General features: G+C 68.9%; 18 protein-coding genes. 4 read left to right on the top strand and 14 right to left on the bottom strand.

The annotated features are described in order from the left end of the window. Positions 1 to 56: 56 nt before the first annotated feature. Complete coding sequence (locus KEG38_RS13785) at positions 57 to 1,229, top strand: tetratricopeptide repeat protein (protein WP_272419887.1); 1,173 nt, start codon at positions 57 to 59, stop codon at positions 1,227 to 1,229. Continuing rightward, complete coding sequence (locus tag KEG38_RS13790) at positions 1,226 to 3,358, top strand: tetratricopeptide repeat protein (protein ID WP_272419888.1); 2,133 nt, start codon at positions 1,226 to 1,228, stop codon at positions 3,356 to 3,358. Before KEG38_RS13785 ends, KEG38_RS13790 begins: the two co-directional genes overlap by 4 nt. A 7-nt stretch (positions 3,359 to 3,365) precedes the next feature. Here the strand turns inward: KEG38_RS13790 and KEG38_RS13795 are convergent, their stop codons facing one another. The 5 genes from KEG38_RS13795 to KEG38_RS13815 all read right to left on the bottom strand — a co-directional run bounded on the left by KEG38_RS13795 (position 3,366) and on the right by KEG38_RS13815 (position 8,381). Further along, a complete protein-coding gene (locus KEG38_RS13795; protein WP_272419889.1) occupies positions 3,366 to 4,616 on the bottom strand; it encodes a tetratricopeptide repeat protein in 1,251 nt (416 codons plus the stop codon). A 9-nt stretch (positions 4,617 to 4,625) separates the two neighbouring features. Continuing rightward, a complete protein-coding gene (gene glmM, locus KEG38_RS13800; protein ID WP_308215621.1) occupies positions 4,626 to 6,053 on the bottom strand; it encodes a phosphoglucosamine mutase in 1,428 nt (475 codons plus the stop codon). Between the two features lie 142 nt (positions 6,054 to 6,195). Then, positions 6,196 to 6,675: a hypothetical protein gene (locus KEG38_RS13805; RefSeq protein WP_272419890.1), complete on the bottom strand. Its 480-nt coding sequence runs from the start codon at positions 6,673 to 6,675 to the stop codon at positions 6,196 to 6,198. Next, entirely contained in the window at positions 6,672 to 7,592 is a 921-nt protein-coding gene (locus KEG38_RS13810) for a hypothetical protein (protein WP_272419891.1), read from the bottom strand. The genes KEG38_RS13805 and KEG38_RS13810 overlap by 4 nt, the downstream gene beginning before the upstream one ends. Positions 7,593 to 7,652: 60 nt before the next feature. Then, positions 7,653 to 8,381 carry a glycosyltransferase family 2 protein gene (locus tag KEG38_RS13815; RefSeq protein WP_272419892.1) on the bottom strand — a complete coding sequence of 243 codons (729 nt, stop codon included), beginning with the start codon at positions 8,379 to 8,381 and terminating at the stop codon, positions 7,653 to 7,655. 132 nt (positions 8,382 to 8,513) lie between these two features. On the opposite strand from KEG38_RS13815, the gene KEG38_RS13820 reads away from it, so the two are divergent. After that, a complete protein-coding gene (locus tag KEG38_RS13820) occupies positions 8,514 to 10,607 on the top strand; it encodes an MXAN_6577-like cysteine-rich protein (protein WP_272419893.1) in 2,094 nt (697 codons plus the stop codon). A 64-nt stretch (positions 10,608 to 10,671) separates the two neighbouring features. On the opposite strand, the gene KEG38_RS13825 is transcribed toward KEG38_RS13820, so the two are convergent. The 7 genes from KEG38_RS13825 to clsB form a co-directional block, all read right to left on the bottom strand. After that, positions 10,672 to 11,175 (bottom strand): Hcp family type VI secretion system effector, encoded by a 504-nt coding sequence (locus KEG38_RS13825; RefSeq protein ID WP_272419894.1) that lies wholly within the window; start codon positions 11,173 to 11,175, stop codon positions 10,672 to 10,674. Between the two features lie 349 nt (positions 11,176 to 11,524). Then, complete coding sequence (locus tag KEG38_RS13830) at positions 11,525 to 12,364, bottom strand: AAA family ATPase (RefSeq protein WP_272419895.1); 840 nt, start codon at positions 12,362 to 12,364, stop codon at positions 11,525 to 11,527. 69 nt (positions 12,365 to 12,433) lie between these two features. Continuing rightward, positions 12,434 to 12,808 (bottom strand): response regulator, encoded by a 375-nt coding sequence (locus KEG38_RS13835; protein ID WP_272419896.1) that lies wholly within the window; start codon positions 12,806 to 12,808, stop codon positions 12,434 to 12,436. 58 nt (positions 12,809 to 12,866) lie between these two features. Beyond that, positions 12,867 to 14,264 carry a sigma-54-dependent transcriptional regulator gene (locus tag KEG38_RS13840; protein WP_272419897.1) on the bottom strand — a complete coding sequence of 466 codons (1,398 nt, stop codon included), beginning with the start codon at positions 14,262 to 14,264 and terminating at the stop codon, positions 12,867 to 12,869. A 7-nt stretch (positions 14,265 to 14,271) separates the two neighbouring features. Next, positions 14,272 to 15,930, bottom strand: coding sequence for a protoglobin domain-containing protein (locus KEG38_RS13845; protein ID WP_272419898.1), 1,659 nt, complete (start codon positions 15,928 to 15,930; stop codon positions 14,272 to 14,274). Between the two features lie 2 nt (positions 15,931 to 15,932). Continuing rightward, the gene (locus KEG38_RS13850) at positions 15,933 to 16,331 is read right to left on the bottom strand and encodes a hypothetical protein (protein ID WP_272419899.1); all 399 of its coding nucleotides are present in this window, start codon (positions 16,329 to 16,331) and stop codon (positions 15,933 to 15,935) included. 47 nt (positions 16,332 to 16,378) lie between these two features. Next, positions 16,379 to 17,602: a cardiolipin synthase ClsB gene (clsB, locus tag KEG38_RS13855; protein WP_272419900.1), complete on the bottom strand. Its 1,224-nt coding sequence runs from the start codon at positions 17,600 to 17,602 to the stop codon at positions 16,379 to 16,381. 238 nt (positions 17,603 to 17,840) lie between these two features. Here clsB and KEG38_RS13860 point away from each other — a divergent pair, with 238 nt between their 5' ends. Further along, positions 17,841 to 18,281 carry a universal stress protein gene (locus KEG38_RS13860; RefSeq protein WP_272419901.1) on the top strand — a complete coding sequence of 147 codons (441 nt, stop codon included), beginning with the start codon at positions 17,841 to 17,843 and terminating at the stop codon, positions 18,279 to 18,281. A gap of 57 nt (positions 18,282 to 18,338) precedes the next feature. Here KEG38_RS13860 and KEG38_RS13865 read toward each other — a convergent pair whose 3' ends face one another. Then, positions 18,339 to 19,487 carry a dienelactone hydrolase family protein gene (locus KEG38_RS13865; protein ID WP_272419902.1) on the bottom strand — a complete coding sequence of 383 codons (1,149 nt, stop codon included), beginning with the start codon at positions 19,485 to 19,487 and terminating at the stop codon, positions 18,339 to 18,341. Positions 19,488 to 19,549: 62 nt separating this feature from the next. After that, positions 19,550 to 20,134 carry a hypothetical protein gene (locus KEG38_RS13870; RefSeq protein WP_272419903.1) on the bottom strand — a complete coding sequence of 195 codons (585 nt, stop codon included), beginning with the start codon at positions 20,132 to 20,134 and terminating at the stop codon, positions 19,550 to 19,552. Between the last annotated feature and the right edge of the window lie 50 nt (positions 20,135 to 20,184).

Genomic DNA, 20,184 nt, shown 5'->3' on the forward strand with positions numbered 1-20,184 from the left:
CGTGGCAGACGCGACGCTTCCGCGAGGGCGAGCCGGCGGAGTACAACGGCATGCCGATGGATCGCCGAACCGCCGCTCGCGCCGCGGCTTGCCAAGCCGTCATGCGGCCCCTCTTGCTGGTCGTGGCGCTCGCCGTGGGGTGCGACGCGCTCCCCGACCTCGCCGTGACGCACCTCGGCCGGGGCGATCGCGCGCTCGCGGAGGGTCGGTACGGGGAGGCCCTCGCCGCGTACGCCCACGCCCACGAGCTCGCGCCGCACGATCCGCGCGTGCAACGGGCGCAGATGCGGGCGCGGGTCTCCCTCATGGCCGAGAGCCCCGCTCGGGTCGCCGCGGATGCGCTGGAAGACGTGGCGTACGAGGCGGAGTTTTTGCGCGGGACGGAGAAGGGCCTCGAAGCGGTGTGCCTGACCGCGCTCGGGAACGTGCTCGCGCGGCGCGGGGACCGGGATGGCGCGCGGCTGAAGCTCGCCGAGGCCGTGAAGGCCGATTCGAATGCGTACGTGGCGCACGCGGCGCTCGGGGCGCTGCTCGCCGGGAGGCCCGAGGCCGCCGCGGAGGCGAAGGCTGCGCTGGAGCGGGCGCTCGCGCTCCGGCCCGACGCGCCGGGGCCGCTCGCGGGGCTCGGGAAGATCAAGCTCGCCGAAGGGGATGTGCCCGGCGCGATCGAGCGGTTCGTCGCGGCTTTGAAGGCGGGGGACGACTTCGGGACGCGGCTTGCGCTGGGGAATGCGCGTCTGCAGCAGGGCAAACACGTCGAGGCCGCGGCGGATCTTTCGCGTGCGGTGCAGATGGATCCACGGAGCCCGGAGGCGCTGGGTTTGCTCGGGCAAGCGCTGCTCGGCGCGGGGAAGCTCGACGAGGCGGAGCGGGCGCTGCGGGCGTCTTTGGAGCTCCGGCCGGAGGCGGGGACGTCGATCGCGCTCGGGTTTACGCTTTCGCGGCAGAAAAAGTCGCTCGAAGCGCTCGACGTGCTCGAAGGGGTGCTCGCGGCCGATCCGTTCGCGCCGCCGGCGCTGTTCGGCGTGGGCATGGCGAACCAGGATCTCGGGCGCACCCCGCAGGCGCTCGCCGCGTTTCGACGGCTGCTCGCGCTTCCGCTCGAAGGTCCGCAGAAGCAGCTCGTCGCCGACCTCCAGCGAGATGCGAAGGGTCGCGTCGAGGCGCTCTTGGCGGCGCAGGAGAAGGCCGCATCCGCCGAGGAGAAACCTTCGAAGGCGAAACGATGACCGCGCTGTCGCGGGGCGCGACGCTCGTGAAGTTCGTCCGGACATACGCGGTCCTCTTCGGGATCGTGGGGCTCGGTGCGGCGCTCCGGATCGGGTGGAACGACGTCGCATCGTATGCGCCCGCGGACGAGGCGTACTACGTGTCGGCGGCGCAGTTCCTCGAGCGCGAGGGTTTGTCCGCGTACCCGCGGCTCGTGGCGGCGCACCTCGAACGCGCGGATCTCGCGGCGTCTCCCACGCCACTGCGGTGGGGCTACTTCGTGCTAACCACGCTCGCGTGCGCCGTGGACGCGCCGTGCGACGGCCGCACGCTCGCGTGGCTCTCGACGATCGCGGGCATCGTGTCGATCGTCTTCACGTACCTGCTCGGCGCGCGTCTCGTGGGACCGCGGGCCGGGCTCGTCGCGGCTGCGCTCACGGTGACGTCGCCGCTCCAGCTCGCGCTTTCCCGGCGCGCGCTCCAGGACGAGGTGTACTGCGCGGTCTTTCTGGCCGCGTCGTGGGCCCTCGTTCGGCTCGCTCAGGACAAACGCGAATCGCTGCGCGCGCGATGGCGACCGATGGCCTTGTTTGCCGGCCTCGCGACGCTCGCGTTTGCCGTGAAGGAAGCGTTCGTCTTTCCGTATGCAGCTCTCGCGGCGGCGACCGTCCTCGCCCTCCGCTCGCGCCTGCGCCCCGCGGACGTACTGCTCTTCCTGGTCCCGCCGGCCCTCTTCTTCGTGGGCTTCCTGCTCCTCGGCCGCGACGCTTCGGCCTTCTTCGAGCTCGTCCGCCTCGCGCGCGCCTCGTTCCTCGACGACTACGGCATCCAGTACCAGAGCGGCCCGCCGCACCGGCCCCTCTTCGATCTCTTCGTGCTCGCGCCGATCGTTTGCATCCTCGGGATCGTCGCGCTCGCGCGTCTGGCCGAGCGTCCGCGCGAAAACCGCGGCGCGCTCTGGCTCGCGTGCTTCCTGCTCGTCTCCCTCGCCGCGTTCGTGGGCCTGCCCAAGAACCTGCGGTTTCTCGTGGTGCTCGACCCGATCCTCCGCCTGCTCGCCGCGTGGGCGATCGTCTCGTTCCCCTGGGCCGGGCGCGCGCGCGGGGCCGGGTTCGCCGCGGCCTTGCTGCTCCCGTCGGCCGTGTTCGAGCTCGCCCTGTTCCACGAGACGTTCATCACCTTTCGCACCTATGATCCCACCACGTACGACGTCCTCCGCGCGCTCGGCGCCCTGCCCGGTCCCGCCGCGCGCGCGGGCTCGAGCGCTTTCCCGTTCGTCTTTTTCGCGGCGCTCGGTGTCCTGCTCGTGGGGCTCGTCATCCGGAGGAAAGTCGCCGTGTCGGAAACCCCAACCAACGAAGAAACCACGGACGAAGAGGCCGCCGAGAAGACCGCCGAAAAGCCTGCCGCGCGCGCGCTGAAACCGGCCGGCGGCTCGGGCGTCGTGGCCTTCTGGCTCGGCGCCATCGTGGTCGCCTTCCTTTCGATCGTCATCGCCTGGAAGGCTTCGAGCCCGATTCCGGCCGGAAAACCGGGCGGTGTGGGCCTTCCGGGCGCGGCGCTGAACCCGCGCGCCGCGCCCCCGCGGAGCCCCAACGCGCCGGCGGATCCGATGACGCTCGGGCTCGATGCGCTCTACACGCGAAGCGATCCCGTCCTCGCGGCGGCGCGGTTCCGCGAGGTGCTCGCGGAAAATCCCGATCATTACGGGGCGACGTACCAGCTCGCAACGGCGCTCGAACAGGCCGGCGATCCGCGCGGGGCACGGCCGCTCTGGGAGAAGATGGCGACGATGGCCGACGGGATCGGCGACACGCAGACGGCCGAGCACGCCCGCGCGCGGATGGCCGCGATCGACGAGCGGCAGAACGGTTTGGCGCTCGCCGATCCGACGGCCTCGATGCAGCTCGGACTCGACGCGCTCTACAACAGGAAAAACCCCGAAGCCGCGGCAGCGCATTTCCGCGCCGTGCTCGCGCACCATCCAGATCACTACGGCGCGACATTTCAGCTCGCGACGGCGCTCGATCAGGCCGGCAGGCCCGCCGAGGCGCGGCCGCTCTGGACGAAGATGCTCGGCATGGCCGAGGGCATCGGTGACACGAAGACGGCCGAGGCCGTGCGCGCGCGCCTGGCCAAGAATCCTTGAGCTCCCACTATTGGAGGCCCAACGACCGGGCGAGCTCGGCGCTGCGCGGGTCGTTCGGGTGCGCCTCGCGGAGCTTCTGCGCGTGGTGCTTCGCCTCGTCGACGACGCCGCGGCGGAACGTGAGGAGCGCGAGGTTGTAGCGCGCGTCCGCGAACGAGGGGTCTGCTCGCAGAGCCGCGAGGTAGGCCGAGCGTGCGGCGTTGTAGTCGCCGCGGCGATCGGCCACGAGCCCGAGGTCGTACTGCGCCTCGGCGTCGCCCGGATCGGCCACGACGAGCGGGCCGAGCACACGGGCAGCCTCGTCCAGATCGCCCTTCACGAGCGCGGAGGAGCCGACGAAGAGCGCGGCGCTCCGGCCGGCCCCGAGCTCGACGGCCCGCTTGGCCTCACGCATGGCCTCCGTGTCCTTGCCCTGGCCCGCGAGCGCGAGGGCGAGCGCGTACCTGAGTCGCGCCTCGGAACCGCCCAGGGCGAGCGCGCGACGGGCCTCCTCCTCGGCCCGCATCGCCTGACCGCTCAAGCCGAGCGCCTCGGCGTGGAGCGCGCGCAGAGCGCCATCCCCGGGGCACGTTTCGTGCGCGGCGCGCGCGAGCTCGAGGGCCTGCACGAAGTCGCGCGCGCGGATGGCGATCTCGGCGCGTTCGCCCTGGCAGCGGCAGCTCCCGGGATGCAGCCGCAAGCACTCGTCCGCGAGGGCGCGCGCGGCGAGAAAATCCCGTGATCCGAGTGGCTTTCGCGTGAGCTCACCGATCGCGCGAGGGTGCTCGCCGTCGCGGCGCAGAGCTTCCCACCACATCTGCGTGGGGGAGGCGAGCCACGACGACGCGGACGCGAAGACGAGCGCAGACGCCGTGAGCACGGCGAGCGCCGCGAAGCGCCGCGCATGGCGGGCGCGAGGGAACATCTTTGCCGCGAGCGTCGACGCCGCGAGCGTGATCGAGGCCCAGGCCGGGACCGCGACGAACACGACGCCCTGGCCGAGCGGTGCGCGGCCCTCGCGGAAGTAGAGCGCGGCGCCGAGCGCGGCCGCGACCGCGACCCACGCGAGCGACGCGCTCCACGCGAACCCACGCTCTCGTGCGCCCCACGCGCGAAGTCGTACGGCGCCGTAGAGAACGGCTCCGAGCAGAAGCACGGCCAGGATGGCCGCGACGATCGGGTTTCCGGGAGGGGAGGGCTCGGGCGACAAGAGCGGCGGCGCGAGCGCGAGCAAGAAGAGGCGCGCGGCGCGCGTCATCACGTCGAGCAGGAGGAGCACGCGCGGAATTTACCCCGCCGCGCCGCTCGACACGTCACTCTTCGCGGCCTCGACGATCTCCTGCGCGTACCTGGCGATCAGCGCCTCGTCCTCGCCCTCGACCATCACGCGGAGTTTCGGCTCCGTGCCGCTCCAGCGCACGAGCACGCGGCCCTTGCCGCCGAGCGTCTTCTCCACGCGGTCGACGACGAGCCGCATCGTTTGCATCGACTCGAGCGGCATGCGCCGCACGAACGTGGCGTTTTCCAGCACCTGCGGCACGCGCTGCATCGCCTGCGAGGCGAGCTCCGAGAGGGGCTTGCCCGACTCGAGCATGATCGCGAGGACCTGCAGCGCGGCCACGATGCCGTCGCCCGTGGTCGCGTGGTCGAGGAAGATCAGGTGCCCCGACTGCTCGCCGCCAAAGCTGTAGCCGCCGGCGCGCATGGCCTCGACGACGTACCGGTCGCCGACGGCGGTGCGCTCGACGCGGCCGCCCTCGCTCGCGAGCGCGCGCTCGAGGCCGAGGTTCGACATGACCGTGCTGACGACGGTGCCGCCCGGCAGCTTGCCCTGGCGGAGCAGGCGCAGCGCGACGAGCGCCATGATCGCGTCGCCGTCGACGATCTGGCCCTTCTCGTCGACCATGATCACGCGGTCGGCGTCGCCGTCGAGCGCGATGCCGAGCGCCGCGCCCTTGCGCACGACCTCGGAAGCCACGTGGTCGGGGTGCAAGGCACCGCAGTCGCGGTTGATGTTGCGGCCGTTCGGCTTCACGCCGAGCGGGACGACGTCCGCGCCGAGCTCGCTGAAGACGAGCGGCGCGACCTTGTACGCGGCGCCGTGCGCGGCGTCGCAGACGAGCTTGACGCCGTCGAGCGAGAGCTGCGCGGGGAAGGTGTTCTTGCAGAACACGACGTACCTGCCGCGCGCGTCTTCGAGCCGCATGGCGTCGCCGATCGCGGCGCCGGTCACGCGGAGCGCGTCGAGCTCGCCGCCCTCCATGAGCCGCTCGATCGCGGCCTCCTCGGCATCGGGCAGCTTGAAGCCGTCGGGGCCGAAGATCTTGATGCCGTTGTCGCCGTACGGGTTGTGGCTGGCGCTGATCACGACGCCGGCGTCGGCGCGCATGCTGCGGGTGAGCTGCGCGACGGCCGGGGTGGGGATCGGGCCGCTCAGCATGACGTGACCGCCCATCGCGCAGATGCCCGAGGCGAGCGCGGTCTCGAACATGTAGCCGCTGAGGCGCGTGTCCTTGCCGATGACGACACGCACCTTGCGACCCTTGCCGCGCCGCGCGACGAACGCGATGGCGCGCCCGAGCCGCAACGCCATCTCGGGCGTCATGGGCGGTTCGTTTGCGGTCCCACGAATACCATCGGTCCCGAAGAGCTTGCGTCCGCTGCCCTTGGTCAAAGGCTCTTGCTCCTTTTTCCTGGTCGACTTCGTCCTGGCCACGCCGCCACGCTAGCCGCGGAAGGGCCCGTGCGTCAGCCCATTGTTGGGCACACGGCGCCCCTTTGGCCTCGGCGACGGGCTTCGGGGGGTTGGATGGTTGTCCGGAGGTTCCGGTTGTCCGCGTTTGGGCAGGAGAATCGGATCAAGGACCGGCGTCCGCGCCGCCGCTTCCGCCCGCGCCGCCGCTTCCGCCCGTGCCGCCGCTTCCGCCCGTGCCAGCGTCCGTGCAGCCGACACCCCGATCGTCACAGCGGCAGGGGACGCATGCCGAGCCTTGGCTCTCGACGAGCAAGCAGCCGGCGCCCTCGCCGCAGTCGGTCGTCTCGTCGCAGCCGATGCGCGTGCACATCCACTGATCTTGGCCTACGTCGGCGAGGCAGAGGGCCGCGTACGGTTGTCCGGTACACTGGCCTCCGAAGGGAGTGCAATACTCCCCCACGCCTTTGCTATTGCCCTTGTCCCCGGGCCTCACGCAGGAGTCGTCGGGGGTGGGATCGCCGCCTTGGCCGCCGCTGCCGCTGCTGCTCGAGCTCGCCGCGCTGCCTCCGTTCGTCTCCGAGGAGCAAGCGACGGCGAGTAGCACCGCGATCAGGGAGGGCGCCGCGAGGGATCGGAGGTTCAAGGAGCCGCCTCGTCGACGCGTTCGCACATGCGCCGCGATTCCCCGGGGAAATAGTAGCCGAACGCGATGCACATCTCCGTCGGGAAGAGCATCGGCGTCGAGGAGGTGTTGTCCCAGGAGCAGGTTTGTCGGAGCCGGGTGCCCGCGGGGATCACGAGCGGCTCCTCCATCGTAAAGGTCGACACGGGCGGGTGGGATGCGTACGACGGCTGCCACGCGTTGTCGATGAGGGTTTTCAGCGGGCTCCCGTTCTCGTCCAGCGTCTCGAGCTTGTAATGCGTGCCGGTCTCGTGCATGTGCCCGAGCAGCATGCTGAGCTGCGTATCCTCCGTGATCTCGCAGATGCTCGTGCTCTCCTTGCTCGCGTGCGCCGGGATCTCGAACGTATCGTCGAGGACGACGAAATCACCCGCGTAGGCCTTCACGCGCGAGGGATCCGTGGTGCGAATATCCATCCAGTCGTGGACCTCTTGATCGGCTCCCGAGGCATTGATGTAATGCGCCTGGACCATGAGCTGCTTGCCAGCGGGGATTTTGATGGCCAGCCCCTCGGCAAGGTCCACGAGGCCACCCTCTCCCATGCCCTCTCCGCCCGCGCCGACGACGAAGTGCCAATCCAGCATCTCCGTGGTCCCCGAGCACGGCACGCTCCCGACGGGCCGTTTGTTGTCGACGTAATACATGGTCAGGTGATGACCCCCGGGGCCCTGGATGCCCTCGGCCGAGATGACGCTGATCTCCCGCGTCGTGATGGTATCGGTGTAGGAGCAGAGGAACGACTCCCCCGCGGGGGCGGTGAACGTCCCCAGATCGAGCCGGAAGACATCCGGATCGGAGACCGCGCCATTTTCCGCGTCACCGCAAGCGGCGAGGACGAGCGGCGCTGCGACGAGCAGCAAGCCAATACAGCGATTCATGGTAAAGCCCTCCATCCCGGAAACAGACAAATTACCTTACCAGGACGGTAGCTCCGGAAGCTAGGCGTCTCGCGGCCTGGCTCTCATGATATTTCGATATGCGACGCGCCCCACCACGTAACCAATCGTAAAAATGTGCCACGGCCTTAGCCCGCTCGCCTCGCCGCGGTACACGGGTTTCACCGCGACTTCGTGAACGCGATGCCCATGACGTACGAGCGTGCCGAGCAGGTCGTTCGGATATCCGTACCGCGCCCACATCCCTTCGCGGAGCAAACAATCCATCGCCGCCGCGCCGATCGCGGTGTAACCACACTGGCTATCCGATAGCGACGGTAACCCCGCCGCGTGTCGCGTCATCCACGCGAGCGCCGAGGTGCCGAGGAGCCGGTGGAGGGGCATGTCTGTCCAGACCGAGGGGTGGCGCAAGCGGTCGCCTTTGACGTAATCGGCCTCGCCCCGCGCGACCGGGCCGACGACAGCAGGCAGATCGAGCGGATCCATCTGCCCGTCGCCCGCCATCACGGCCGCGACGTCGGCCCCGAGCGCCCGCGCCTCGCGATACCCGGTCAGGATGGCCGCGCCGACGCCGCGGTTTTCCGGGTGTCGCACGAGCACGAGGCGCCCGTCCCCCGCGGCGCGCGCCGCGGCCGACGTGGCGTCGTCGCTCGCGTCGTCCACGACCACGACATGGTCCACGAACGAAGGCACGGACCGCACCGTATCGGCAATTCGATCTTCTTCCCGGAAAGCCGGGATCACCACGGCGATGCGCGCACCAGAGAACACGAGGCGACGCCTTAGCGAAACAGAGCGACGATTTCAACCCGCACGCGGAAACGTGCCCCGCGCCGACAAGAGACGCTCGCCGGAAGGAAACTCTGGTAAGGAGGTCGTCCCTTCCAAACAGGGGACCCTGGTATGGCGAAAAATTCCAACAAATCCAACCTCGTATTCAAGAACGCGACGCTCGTGGCGCTGCTCGCCGCGGGATCGGCCGGCGCGTGGGCCGGGTGTGCGACCAGCAGCGGCTCGGACATGTCCCCCGGCGGCGAGGGGGGCAGCGGCGACGGCGGGCAGGGCGGCACCGCGGGGCAGGGCGGGTCGGGGCACGGTGGCGCAGGAATGGGCGGCGCAGGGCAAGGCGGCGGCTCGGCCTGCGGGCCCGGCACGACGCTCTGCGGAGACGCCTGCACGGTCCTCACGTTCGACCCGAAGAACTGCGGCGCCTGCGGAAATGCCTGCGCGGCCGGCGAGGTCTGCTCGGTGGGCCAGTGCGGGATCACCTGTCTCGGCGGGACGACCCAATGCAATGACACGTGCGTGGACCTCCAGAACGACCCGAACAACTGCGGCGCGTGCGGCACCTCGTGCCCGCAGGGCCAGGTCTGTTCGGCGGGGCAATGCGGGACGACGTGCGTGGGCGCGACGGCCTGCAATGGGTCCTGCGTGGACCTCGACACGGATCCGGCGAATTGCGGCGCGTGCGGGACAGCGTGCCCCGCGGGCCAGGTCTGCTCGATGGGGCTCTGCTCGGTGACGTGCCTCGGCGGCTCGGCCCTGTGCGGATCGAGCTGCGTGGACCTCGACACGGACCCGGCGCATTGTGGGGCGTGCGGGAATGCCTGTCCCTCGGGGCAGCTCTGCGCGGGCGGCATGTGCGTGAGCATCGGCGAATGCAATGCGCCGTTCCTCTTGTGCGGGCAGCTCTGCGTCTCGCCGACGACGGACGCGTCGAACTGCGGGACGTGCGGCAACAAGTGCGCGGCCGGCGCGTCGTGCGTGGACGGGACCTGCCAGGCCTGCGACAGCACGACGACGGACTGCGACAACGACGGCTGGCTCGCGAGCGAGGGCGATTGCTGCGACAAACCCGGCCTCTGCGGCGCCGAGCCCGAGAAGGTGAACCCGGGCGCGATCGAGGTCGTGGGCAACGGCATCGACGACAACTGCAACACGAAGACCGACCTCTTCGACCTGGAAGACACGGTCTCCTGCGACGACGCGCTGGCCTCGAACTCGTCGGCCGCGACCGATTACGCCAAGGCGCTCGGCATCTGTCGCGTGACCACGGAGAACGCCCCGAAGGCCGAGAGGACGTGGGGCCTCATCAGCGCAGAGCTCTTGCGTGCCGACGGCTCGCCGCTCGGGGATCCGCAGGCGACGTCGATCCGGCAGAGCTTCGGCGGCATCACGCCGGCCGTGCTGGAGGGCAAGAGCGCCGTCGTGCTCTCGAGCGGGATTGCCTCGGACGCGACGCAGACGAACCCCGGACCGAACGGCGGCGCGCCGGGCGGCTTCAACGTGTCGACGTCGCACATCCCGGAGAGCAACGTGCTCATCTCGGGCGGCGGGCAATACTCGGTCAAGGATTGGTTCGCCACGCCAAACCTGCCTCTCAAGCCCGCGAACGGCCTGCCCGACTCGCCGGGCTGCAACGCGAGCAACACGCCGGAGGCCGAGGACTCGGTCATGCTCGTGCTCCGGCTGCGGGCGCCCACGAATGCGCGGGCATTCTCGTTCAACTCGTACTTCTTGTCGGCCGAATACCCGGAGTTCGTCTGCACGAGCTACAACGATCAGTTCATCGCGCTCGTCGACACGCCGAGCGGCGTGCCCTCTCCGACGCCGAACCCGGTCGACAAGAACCTGATGACGTTCACGAAGGGCAACCAGAAATGGCCCATCGGCATCAACATCGCGCAGGGCACGGACCTCTTCGCCGTCTGCGACTCGCAAGCCGCGTCGCCGCTCTGCTGGGACACGAGCGTCAGCGCGACCTCGTGCTCGCTCGGCTCGACGCAGCTCATGGGCACGGGATTCGAGTCGGACGGTGATTGCCTGATCGGCGGCGGCACGTTCTGGCTGACGACCGCGGGCAACGTGATCCCCGGGCAAATCGTGGAGATCCGCATCGCGCTCTGGGACGTGGGCGACTCGTCGTACGACTCGCTCGCGATTCTGGACGGCTTCCAGTGGCTCTCGGCGGCCACGCTGCCGGGCACCGGGGGCTGAGTACAAAATGAAAACGGGCGGCCGTTTGGCCGCCCGTTTGGTTTTGCTGGGCGTCAGCCCAACATCAGACGGCGGGCGTCTCCCAGTCGTCCTCGGCCGTGATGCCGCCCTCGGTCCACGTCCAGATGATCTTCTGGTACGTGAACGCGATCTCCTCGTACTCGGCGTACTTCATGAGATCGGGGTTCCGGTTGTTCGGCATGCGGAAGTTGACCGACGCGATGTTCGCGTTGATCAGGCGCACCGTGTAGTGGTTCACCTCGGTGCCCACGCCCTGCTGCGCCTTCACCTGCGGCGTGTAGTGCTTGAGCTCCCACTCCGAGATGTTCTCGTTGTTCACGAGCGCGCTGTAGAGCAGCGGCGACGCCTTATCGAGCTCCTTCGTCACGATGAAGGGCTTGTGCATGCGCTTGCCGGTCGGCAGGCCGCTCGCCGGATCGCGCGGGCTCATGATCTCGTGCGAGACCGCGATGACCATGATGCTGTTCTCGCGACCCTTCTGGGTCACGGAGCCCTTGATCTCGCCCTGCTTCTGCCCCTTCAGACGGAGATACGCATTGAGAGCCATGGTGCTAACCTCTTCCGTTGGTCGCGCCGTCCCCTGGACTCAGTCTACGCCTCATTGCGCGCTGGCAGATGACGGTCTCCCAGCCGAACCCGGAGATTCGAAAACCCCCGCGTTCGGTCTTTCGGCTTTCCCCCGTTTCCGCGCCGGCGTCAAGCATCTTCGTGCCGGGCTTTCGAGGGGCGCCGACCAGATACCATTGCAGTCGTCGTGCCACCCCGCAGACGACAAAAAGACGCAGCCATGCCGTACGGCTACCGTGTGATTGCGTGGATTTGGGGGGAGGGTGGGGCAAAAGGCCTGGATCTTCGAGGCCCCACCGTGGGGAAAAGAAGATCCAGGATGCGGCGCGTCAGGAGCGGTATTTACGTCCGCCCGAGAGCTGATCGGCGTAAGCGACGAGATCCTGCTCTTTTTTGAGCAGCGCGCCGAGGAAAGGGAGCGCCTGTTCGAGCTTCACCTCGTCGATGCCGGCTTTGCGGAGCGCGGCGATCCAGTCGATGAGCTCGCTCGTCGACGGGCGCTTGCGCAGCCGCGACATGTTGCGGATCTCGTAGAACACCGCGAGGACCTGATCGACGAGCGCCCGCGCGAGCTCCGGATGGTGCACGTTCACGATCTGCCGCATGAACTCGCGGTCGGGAAAATCGATGAAGTGAAAGACGCAACGGCGCAGGAACGCGTCCGGCAGCTCTTTTTCGTTGTTGCTCGTGATGACGACCACGGGCCGCTCCTTCGCGACGTACTCGTCGCCCGTCTCGGTCACACGGAAACGCATGCGATCGAGCTCGTGGAGCAGGTCGTTCGGGAACTCGAGGTCGGCCTTGTCGACCTCGTCGATGAGCAGCACGACCCGTTTGTCCGAAGCGAGTGCGCGGCCGAGGGGGCCGAGCTTGATGTAGCGGCGGATGTCGCGTACGTCGCCGTCGCCGAAGCGCGAGTCGTAGAGGCGCTGGACCGTGTCGTAGACGTAGAGCCCGTCCTGCGCACGGGTGGTGCTCTTGACGTGCCAGGGAATGAGCTCGGTCTCGAGCGTCTGGGCGATCGCCTCGGCGAGCAGGGTCTTGCCCGTGCCCGGTTCGCCCTTCACGAGCAAGGGGCGTTCGAGCGCGAGGGCGCAGTTCACCGCAGCCTCGAGGGATTCGTTCGTCAGGTAACCAATCGTGCCCCGGAAACGACGAAACTCCGTCATGGGCGGGAACCTAGCACGGAGAAACCCGCCGCGGGGCGCGCGGTTTGCGCCGGAGCGCAAGGCGTGCGTTCACGTGCCCGTTCGATCGAGCTCCTTCGCGAAGGTCGGATAATCGAGCGGCTTCGTGAAGATTCGTGGCTCGGGATCGAATGCCTTGGCGCGGGCCGCGACGATCTCGGGATAGCCCGTGACCATGAAAATGGGCAGCGTGGGGTTGCAGGAGCGCGCGTACTTCGCGACGGCGATGCCATCGGCGTGCGGCATTTGAAGGTCCGTGACCAGGACGTCGGGCGCGGGCGCGCGCGAGAGCCGTCCGATGGCGTGCGCGCCGTCGTGCGCCACCTCGACGTCGAAGCCGTCCTCGCGAAGCATCCGCACGAAAACTCGCGCCGAGCGGATGTCGTCGTCCACCAGGAGCACCAGCCGCCGCGGCTTCGTTTTCACGTCCACCTGCGGGGCACCTACAAACGCCGTGCCACCCCGGCCGCTTTCGCGCGGAGGATCAGCCCTTTTTCTCTTTTTCCTTCGCGGCGACGCCGTACTCGTGCAGGCGGTACTGGATGGTGCGGACGCTGATGTCGAGCATCTCGGCGGCCTTCGCCGTCGAGCCGTTCGTGGCGTCGAGCGTGGAGAGGATCGCGAAGCGCTCGATCTCGGCCATCGTGGCGCCCGGAATGCGCACGCCACCCTTGGGCAGCGGGGCCACGTCGATCGGCAGGTCATCCTCGTCGATCTGCGTGCCCTCGCAGAGCACCACGGCGCGCTCGATCGCATTCTCCAGCTCGCGCACGTTGCCCGGCCAGCGGTGGGCGAGGAGCTTGGCGCGGGCGCGGTCATGGAAGCCCTCGATGCGCTTCTTGTTCTCGAGCGCGAAGCGCTTCAGGAAATGCTCGGCGAGCAAGAGGACGTCGCCGCCGCGCAGGCGGAGCGCCGGCATCTCGATGTGCACGACGTTCAGGCGGTAGTAGAGATCCTCGCGGAATCGGCCGTCGTGCACGTCCTTCGCGAGGTCGCGGTTCGTCGCGGCGACGAGGCGTACGTCGACCTCGACGGGCTCGTTGCCGCCGACGCGCTCGAACGTGCGCTCCTGCAAGACGCGGAGGAGTTTGACCTGGGTCGCCGGCGGGATCTCGCCGACCTCGTCGAGGAACAAGGTGCCACCGTTCGCCTGCTCAAAGCGGCCCACGCGGCGTTTGTCGGCGCCCGTGAAGGCGCCTCGTTCATGGCCGAAGAGCTCGCTCTCGAGGAGGCTCTCGGCAAGGGCCGCGCAATGTAGCGTGATGAAGGGGCCGCTCGCGCGTGGGCTTTTCTTGTGGATGGCCCGCGCGAGCTCTCCCTTGCCGGTGCCGCTCTCGCCCGTGATGAGGACCGTGGCGCGGGCCGGGGCGACCTGCTTGGCGACGCGGTAGACCTTCTGCAGCGCCGGGCTCGATCCGATGAGGCCCTCGAACCCCTCGCCCTCGCGTTCGCGAAGCTGGCGGCGAAGCTCTTCGGCCTCGGCCTTGAGGTTCGTCCGCTCGATCACGCGCTCGATCGAGAGCGTGAGCGCGTCGAAATCGACAGGCTTCGTGATGAAATCGTCGGCGCCGCTGCGCATCGCCTGGACGGCGGTCGAGACCTCGCCGAACGCGGTCACCATGATCACGGGGACGCTCGGATACGTGGCGCGGAGCTTCTGCAAGAGCTCGAGGCCGTCCATGCGCGGCATCTTGAGGTCGGTCACGACCACGTCCGGCGGGCGCTCGGCGGCGATTTGCAGCGCGCTCGGACCATCGGCGGCGACGTCGACCGCGTAGCCCTCCTGTCGGAGCAGCTTTTCGAGGCCGGAGCGAGCGCTCGCCTCGTCGTCGACGACGAGCACGCGCGCCTTGGGTTTGCCCGCGATCTTCGTATTCGTCATGGGAGCCTCAAGCGAGAATCTTCCCCGCATTCGCCTCGGCATCGTGGGCGCCGAGGCGCACCGGGAGCGAGACACGGAATACCGTCCTGCCGGGGTGGCTGTCGACGTCGATCGTGCCGCCGTGGTCGGTGACGATGCGGTGGACGATGGCGAGGCCGAGGCCCGTGCCCTCGGGCTTCGTCGAGAAAAACGGGTCGAAGATCGGGGCGTCGGGGCTCGAAAGGCCAGGTCCGTCGTCCTCGACCTCGATCCACACGTCGCGCGGCCTGCGCCGGGCCCTGAGCGTGACGGTGCCGCCGCCCGTCGGCTGGAGCGCCTCGACCGCGTTCTGCAGGAGGTTCAGGAGGACCTGCTGGATCTTGGGCGTGTCGAGGTCGAGGACGAGCTCGGTCGTGGGGAGTTCGAGGGCGAGCGTCACGTTCGTCTGGATCGCGCGGGCCTCGACGAGCTTGCTCGCGCGCTCGCAGACGGCGTGCACCGACGTGGGACGCAGTTCGAGGGGTTTGGGGCGCGCGAAATCCAGAAACTCGCTGACGAGCTTGCCGAGGCGCTTGATCTCCTCGCCCACGATGTGGACGGCTTCGAGCTGATCGCCGTCGGCGCCGCTCTTGCGCAGGCCTCGTTCGAGGAAGGTGACGTGGAGCTGGGCGCCGTTCAGCGGGTTTCGGATCTCGTGCGCGAGGCCCGCGGCAAGCGTTCCCACGGCCGCGAGTTTTTCGTTTTGCCGGAGGCGCACGGCGAGCGCGTTCTCGTCGGTCGTGTCACGGCCGACGGCAAAGAGGACGATGTCGTCGTCGTCGCCCGGCGCATACGCGAATTGCCAGCGGACGTCGCGGATCTTGCCGGCGCGGGTGCGGACCGCGCTCTCGACGTCGTCGAGGGTGGCGCGGCTCTCGCGGCCTTCGAGGAGCGCGTGGAGGAGCCCCGCCTGTTCGTCGCGGAGGGCCTCGGGCAGGAGCGCCTCGTGGAAGGGCGCGCCGATGACCTCTTCGCGGCCGAGGCCGGTGACACGCTCGGCCTCGCGGTTGAAGAGGCGGATCTTGCCTTCGCGATCGAGGCCAACGACGAGCACACGGGCGAGCTCCACGGCGCTGACGTAGCGGTGCTCGGTGCGGCGCAAGGCGAGGTCGACCTCGGCGCGTTCGAGGCGCTCGCGCTGCTGCGTGCGGGCGAGGAAATGATCACGGTAGCCTTCGAGCATGAACGCGAGCTCGAGGTCGAGGGCGCGATCGAGCGCCTCGCGGCAGGCGCGGGTCTCTTCGCCCATCGTGTCGTCGACGACGCGGAGGAGCTCGACGCGGATGAGCGCCATCGCGGTGAACATGTAGCGCTGCGGGAGGCCGATCTGGACGTGGATCCGGCCGATTTCGAGGGTCTTCTTGAAGTACGCCTCGTCGTGCGGGCCGGCGCAGAGCCGATCCATCCAGCGGACCATGGAGCCCTGGAGCCGCTTGATTTGCGCCTCGCCCGTGAAGACGTCGTGTGCCTCGTCGTGCTCGCGGATGCGGTCGTAAAAGGCGGTGGCGATGCGCTCGAAATGCGGGGCGGCAAGGGGCCTCAGCGCGCGGAGCAGGCGCGCGTCCTCGTCGCTGAAGCGCACGTACCGGAGGAGCTCCTGGACCAGGCTTTCGTCGGTCTCTGCGCGGAGAGGTGCCAGTCGGACCATGATCACGGGGGCTTCGGCGCCGAACGGTCGTCCACGTTGCCCTCGATCCTGCCCTCGAGCAAGGGGAGGTCCGCACCGAACCAGGCGATCCGGCAGCCGCGGCGGCGCAAAGCCTGCGCCTCGGATGCAAGGGGTGCGTCCCCGTCCCCTGGAGGCTCGTTCCCCGCGGCCTCGCGCGTGGCCGGAGCGAGGGTGCAGACGAGGTATCGGTCGCGGATGGAGAGGCCAGTGCACGCCGCGCAGAGGGTGCATCGATCGATGTGGACCTCCGCGGCGCGGCGAGGGCATTCGACGAGCATTCCTTTGCCGGGGCCGAGGACGCGGATCGGGAGACGAGGGACCTCAGGGAGCGTGGGACGAGGCGTAGGTTTGCGGTTCGGCATGACGGTCGCCGCCGTCATGCAACCGGCGGGCCTTTGCACGCGCTCGCGCGAACGACGTTTCGTCGTTACAGCCAATCCCGGAACAGATACGCCGCCCAGGATGCCGCCCGCTCCCACGGCGGCCGTTTCCCCCAGCTCGTGGCGGTCACTTCCTCGCAATGAGGCAAATCCCCGAGGAACATGGCCTCCATCGCCAGCGCAAACCGCTCGTCCTCGATGAGCGCGTTCGCCTCCAGGTTCTGCCGCAGCGATTGCATGTCGAGGTTGCTCGACCCCACGGTCGACCAATGCCCGTCGATGACGGCCGTCTTCGCGTGGAGCACGCGGCCGTTCCATTCGTAGAGGCGCGCGCCCGATTCGAGGAGGCGCCCGTAGATCGAGCGCGAGGCGTGGAGGACGGCCGGGACGTCCGTCGTGCCCGCGACCATGAGCCGCACGTCGACGCCGCGCTTCGCCGCCTCCGAGAGCGCGTGGAGGAGGCTGAGCGAGGGGAGGAAATAGGCGTTCGTGATCCAGATGCGTCGGGAAGCGTTCTTGATGGCCGCGCGGTAGGCGTCGCGGATGCCCGCGCGGCCGCGGTGCATGTCGCTCGTGATCACGCGGACGCGCGGATCGGGCCTTCGACCGGTGTGGCTGTAGCGCGGCTCGTCGAGCGCCGGGCCCTTCGCTTTGCGCCAGGTGCGCAAAAAGAAGTATTGGAGCTCGATCGCGGCGGGGCCTTCGAGCTCGAGGTGCGTGTCGCGCCAGGGCGGGGGGCTACCGATGTCCTTCGGCGCGTAATCGCCGCAGATGTTGATGCCGCCGGTGAACGCGATGCGCGAGTCGACGATGAGCGATTTGCGGTGGTTTCGCCGGACCACGTGGCGGAGGAGCTTGCGATTCTGGAGCGCGAGGAGTACGGGGCGGAACTCGACGACCCGCACGCCCGCGTCCTGCAAGTTCGCCACGTAGGCCCCCGAGACCGACGAACCCCAGGCGTCGTAGAGCAGGTTGACCTCGACGCCCGCGCGCGCGCGCTCCGCGAGGGCGCACGCGAAGGCCTGGCCGACGTGGTCGTCGCGCAGGATGTACGTCTCGAGGCAGATCGTGGAGCTAGCGCGCGCGATGGCTTCGAGCATCGCGGGGAAGGTCTGCGCGCCGTCGTGGAGGAGGCGCAGCCGGTGGTATCCCACGACCATGTCGCAGAAGGCCGGCGTGCGAAGGAGCGTCGTGGGCAGCGGCGGCACGGCGTCGATGGACGGGATGGCGTCGACGCTCGGAGAGAGCGGCAGACTATCGCCTCGGCTCAAACGCTTGTCCTTTCGAGCCCCAGGGTAGCGCAGAATCAGCCCGGAGCCCCCTCGCCGATGGGTGACGTCCGCGGCGGAGAAGACGGTGCGACGGCCGCGCGATCCCGCCCCGCTTTGTTTGCCGCGGCCTCGGTCTCGGCGACGAGCAACGTGGACCCTGGTTGCCTGGAAGACGAGGGTGCTTCGCGCATGGCACGGGTCGTGTTAGGCCCGTGCCGCGCAAAAGGAGAGCGACTGTATGCACCGAATTCTGGTTGGCCTCGATGCTTCGCCGCGGGCGAAGGACGTGCTCGACGCGGCGATCGACCTGGCACGGCGAACGAACAGCAAGCTCATCCTGATGCGGGCGATCGGGATCCCGGTCGAGCTACCGCCGGAAGCCTACGCATTGCCGCCGTCGTCACTCGAAGGGCTGCTCGAACAAGAGGCGCTGCGGTACGTCGGGAAGGAGCTCGAGCGCGTGCCCGAGGAGCTGCGCGGGCCGGTGAAGGTGGCCGTCGGGACGCCGTGGCAGGCGATCTGCCAGGCGGCGAAGGACGAGAACGTGGACCTCATCGTGATCGGGTCGCACGGCTATCAGGGGCTCGATCGGCTGATCGGGACGACGGCCGCGAAGGTCGTGAACCACGCGGATCGCTCGGTGCTGGTCGTCCGGCACGGCGAGAAGCTCACGTCGTGATGCAAGGCGTGCGGCGCGGCGCAAGGGCTGCGCCGCACGCGGGGCCCGATCGATGCTCTAGGGCGCGAAGGTCTTCGACTGGATCGAAGCGATGCCCGTGTCGACGTAGCGGGCCTGGGCCTCGGCGCCGGTGAGGTAGGCGTTGTAGGCGATGTTGCCGCGCAGATAGCGCTCGTAGAACGCGGTGACGTAGGCGCGGGAAAGCGCGTTCACCGTGGCGTTGTCGAGCGTGGGCATCTTGCACGCGCTGCAGGCAAAGCCGCAGGTCTGCGTGTTGTCGACGAAGCCGACGTGGTTCGCGCCGTTGATCGTGACGGCAATGCTCGGCGCGATGGCCTTCGCGTAGAACGTGATGAAGTTCTCCGCCGCGGGCGCGCACGCGGGCTGGAAGCCGCCGGTCATGCTGTCGAGCGTCTCGCCGAGGAAGCCCGTGGGTTTTTCGATCGGGAGCTCCGCGCTCACGTCGATGCACGCAGGCGCGTTGCACGTCGGGTTCGGTTGGAGCGGGTTCGAGGGAGCGCCGTCGACGGGATCGAGCACGATCGTGGCCTTGAAGCGCTCGTCGAGCTTGGCCGCGTAGACCGCGAGCTTGCCGCCGAGCGAGTGCCCCGTGGCGCCCGCGAGCTTCGTGTCGCCTTTGAGCTCGGGCTTCGACTCGACCCAATCGAGGCCGCTGATGATGTTCTGCGTGGCCTTCGTGTTGTCGGTGCCGGCGAGCGAGGTCGGATAGTCGGGCGTGACCGCGACGTACCCGAAGCTCGCGAGCCGCTTCAAGTAGCCGTGATACTGGCTCGCCGCGATCTGGAAGCCGTGCGCCACCACGACGACCGGATACGGTCCGCTCGAAGGGCCCGCCGTGGGATAGGCCGCGTGCATGGGCACGGTGTCGCCGGTCGAGGCCTTCCACTGGTTGTCGTCGATCTCGGCGATCGTGAACGGCCCGTCCTTGTCCGGATCGAACACGTCCATCGGCGCGCCGCCGCCCGCGCCGCCTTGCCCCGAGCCGCCCGCGCCAGCTGCGCCGCCCACGTCGCCGTCGCCGCCGGTCCCGCCCACGCCGCCGCTGCCACCCGGACCCGACGCACCCGAGCCGCTCCCCGTTGGCCCGGTGGTGATCGTCCCCGAGAGACCCGTGTCTCCCCCGCCCGTGCAAGCCGACGCGAACACGAGGCCTGCAATGCCCAAGACAACGCCGAATTTCTGCATGGGACGTGCGTAAGCCGACGCCGCGGAAGCGTCAACGCAGTCACCCGAGGATGCAGAAGTGATCAGGCCGTGAACTCGGTCGTCATCTGAATCCCCCAGTTCGTCGGGGGACGGACCGCGTAGCTCAGCGCGAGGACCTCGATCAGCACGATGCGATAAATCTCGTGTACGTCGTCGACGTCCACCTCGCTCGCGTTCGCCTCGAGCGCCGCGTCGACGTGCTCGTGAACGAACGAGAGCACATCGGGCTGCTCCATCGCGATGACGTCGTCGGAATCGACCGCCTCGGCAGGATCGGCCATGCGAAGCTGTTCGTCGAGCTTGAGCGACTCCTCGACGCCGGCGAGCGCGAGCGGCGTGACCTCCGCGAGGTCTTCACCGAAGACGTTGTCGAAAGCGAGCCAGACGGCGAGCGTCAGGAAATATCCAAGCGCGAGCGCGGTTTCATCGAGAGGGCCGCCGAGAACCTGCGCGATGCGATCGGCCATCGCAGGCTGGGTCTGCTCGAAACGAGCGAACGCTTCGTCGAGCTTTTGCCGCGCCTCTTCGTCATCCTCCGCGAGCTGCTCCTCGACCTCCGAGAGGGCCCGCAGAGGGACCTGCGCGAAGGACGGTACCGGACGGATGGCAGCGCGGCGGACCCACACGGCGGAAACCTAGCACACGGCGACGTCGCGTTCTCGCGACATCGTCCACA

Origin of the sequence: Polyangium jinanense (genome assembly GCF_028435265.1) — a bacterium.
GTDB classification, from domain to species: domain Bacteria; phylum Myxococcota_A; class Polyangia; order Polyangiales; family Polyangiaceae; genus Polyangium; species Polyangium jinanense.